The sequence below is a fragment of the Pyxidicoccus fallax genome (assembly GCF_012933655.1).
Taxonomy (GTDB): Bacteria; Myxococcota; Myxococcia; order Myxococcales; family Myxococcaceae; genus Myxococcus; species Myxococcus fallax.
Map to the genome: position 1 here is coordinate 1 of NZ_JABBJJ010000640.1, position 2,568 is coordinate 2,568.

2 protein-coding genes are annotated in these 2,568 nt (G+C 74.6%); one reads left to right on the forward strand and one right to left on the reverse strand.

Annotated elements, in window-relative coordinates; translation table 11 throughout:
- A partial coding sequence (locus HG543_RS52950; protein ID WP_169352572.1) for a HEAT repeat domain-containing protein occupies positions 1-1,658 on the reverse strand: 1,658 nt, incomplete at its 3' end.
- 421 nt (positions 1,659-2,079) lie between these two features.
- Here HG543_RS52950 and HG543_RS52955 point away from each other — a divergent pair.
- The gene (locus HG543_RS52955; RefSeq protein ID WP_169352573.1) at positions 2,080-2,448 is read left to right on the forward strand and encodes a helix-turn-helix transcriptional regulator; all 369 of its coding nucleotides are present in this window, start codon (positions 2,080-2,082) and stop codon (positions 2,446-2,448) included.
- Positions 2,449-2,568 lie beyond the last annotated feature (120 nt).

Genomic DNA, 2,568 nt, shown 5'->3' on the forward strand with positions numbered 1-2,568 from the left:
GGCGGAGGAGCGGCGGGGCGGGGAGGCGCGGTGACAGGCGCGGAGGCCGCCGGGCTCCCCGAAGGCACGGAGGCGGGGCTCCGCGTCGGACTAGCGGCGCCCGCCAGGGCCTGCACGGGCGCGGCCTGGGTGGCCATGGTCGGAACCTGCGCCGGCACCCCGTTCGAGGCGGCCGTGGAGGACCGCGCCGACGCGCCGGCCACCGCGTAGGCCGGGGCGCCCACGGCCACCATGGCGGGAGCGGCGACCTGCATGAACTCGGCGGCCACGGGGGCCACGGCCTGCGCCACGGCCACCACGGGAGCCGCTGCCTGCACCGGCGCGGCGGCCACGGGCCGGGGCTGCTCCAGCCGGGCGCGCACCGGCTTGATGGGCAGCGTCGCCAGCCGGCGAATCTCCCGGCGGCGGTGCGTGTCGTCCAGCTCCACCACGGAGGACACGTCCTGCCCGAGGATGCGGGACAGGCTCTGCGCGGCGGCCTTGCGCACGCGAGGCTCGCGGTCCGCCAGCGCGCCCAACAGCAGCGTGCGCGCGTTCTCTCCACTCCCGGCCCCGAGCGCCAGCGCGGCCAGCGCGCGCACCTCCGAGTCCGTGTCGTGGATGGCCTCTTCACCGAGCCGGCGCGCCGTCTCCCCTTCCAGCCCCAGCGCCAGCAGCGACGCGCGCCGCCGCACGGAGCGGTCCGGGTCCTTCATCGCCTGCGCGAGATGCGGCGCCGCGTCCGTCGGCGCCAGCGTCAGCAGCGCCTTCAGCGCCGCGATGCGCACCTCCGGCACCGGCGACGCCAGGAGCGGCGACACCACCGACGCCCCCTGCTCCCGGCACAGCGAGGCGAATGCCTGCAGCAGCGCCACCTGCGCCGTCGCATCCGTCTCCGCGTGCAGCGCGGCGGCCAGCGCGGGCGCGGCGGCCGGCTGGGCCAGCGCCTTCAGCCGCTCGGCGGCGCGCACCCGGGCGGCGGCATCCGGCGCGGACAGCTCGCGCACCGAGAAGCCGAAGAGCGACTCGTCCGCCGCGCCACCGAAGCCCGCGTGCGCGGACAACTCCGCGTGCTGCGCCGCGCTCACGCCCAGCCGCCCCGCCTGCATGAAGCGCTGCGCCTCGCGCGCCACCGGCGAGAGGGTGTCCGCCGCCTTCTCCGGCACGGGCGGCACGGGCGGCTCGCTGTCGGACACGGCGGCGCTCGCCGCCTCGCGCAGCGGCACCGCGGGCCCGCGCACCGGAGGCACCACCACGCCCTGCGCCACCGGGCCGGCCTCGCCGCGCAGCAACACCTCGCTGCGCAGCTGCGAGATGAACGACGCCAGGTCCAGCCCGAGGTCGTCGTCCTCGTCGTCCCGCTCCTGCCCGGACGCGTGGATGCGGCTGGCGTCCAGCAGCTTGTCCATGAGCTGGTTGCGCTCGCCGCGCAGCGCCTGGTTGAGCCGCGTCAGCTCCTCGCGCTCGGTCTGCATGCGGCTGATGCGGACCTCCAGCTCCGCCACCTCGCGCCGCAGCTCCAGCTCGCGCTGGTGGGTCTCCGCCAGCTCGCGCCTCAGGTGAGCCATCTCCTCGCGCGTCGAGTCCAGCTCGCTGTGGAGCTGCTCCGCACGGGCCTCGAAGTAGACGATCTTCTCGAGTGCGCTCTTGAGCAGCGCGTCCGGACGCTCGTCACTCACGACCTGAACAGCCCTCCCCGCGAGGCGCGTCGCACCCCCGGCTCCGAGTCACCGGAAGTGTGCCGCCCCGGTCTCCCGGTACCCACCGGGGCGCCCAACCTACGCCAGACCTCCCGCCTTCGTAAACCCCGGAAACACCAGGGCTTTTCCCGGCCACGCCCACCGCGCCATTGACAACGCGTCCCGGGCCGATTTTTCGGCCCTCGCGGCACTCCGTGCCACGTCCTCCGAGGAGCCCCGCACCGTCGGAAACCCGACCGATTCCGGCCGCTTCCACACGCCCTTCCGGGAGCGCCGGAATGTCAGACCCGACTCGTAGTCTGTGTTCCACGAGGCAGCCGACGGCTGTCACTTCTCCCCGGTGCCTCTCCGCGCATGACGCGGGGGGTGAAGCCCTCTTTTCGACAGGTTTCCGCACGCCATGGAACAACGACTGGCAACCATCATTGGCAACTCGGTCCGCGCGGCGCGGCAGCGGCTGGAGCTGACCCAGGCCGACGTGGCCGAGCGCGTGGGCATCGCGACCGAGGTCTACGGCCGGCTGGAGCGCGGCCACATGCTTCCGAGTGTCCGCACGCTGCGCAAGCTGTGCCTGGTTCTCAACTGCTCCTCGGACGTCCTGCTGGGCATGGCCGGCGTCGGCGTCGAGGGCGGCGCGCCCGCGCTGGCGGAGGACCCGCCGGAGTACCGCGAGCGTCCCGAGGTCCGCCGCCTGCTGCGCACGGTGCGCAAGCTGGACGCGCCGCGCCTGCGCCTGTTGGGGCAGGTCGCGCACGCGCTGGAGAACTGACGTCCCGACTCCGGGACGCAGGCCCTCGCTTCCGTTGCGCGTGGAAGGGAGGGAGCCATGACGGACCCGGCGCGGGGCAGGGGCCGTCTCTTATACACATCTCCGAGCCCACGAGACGTT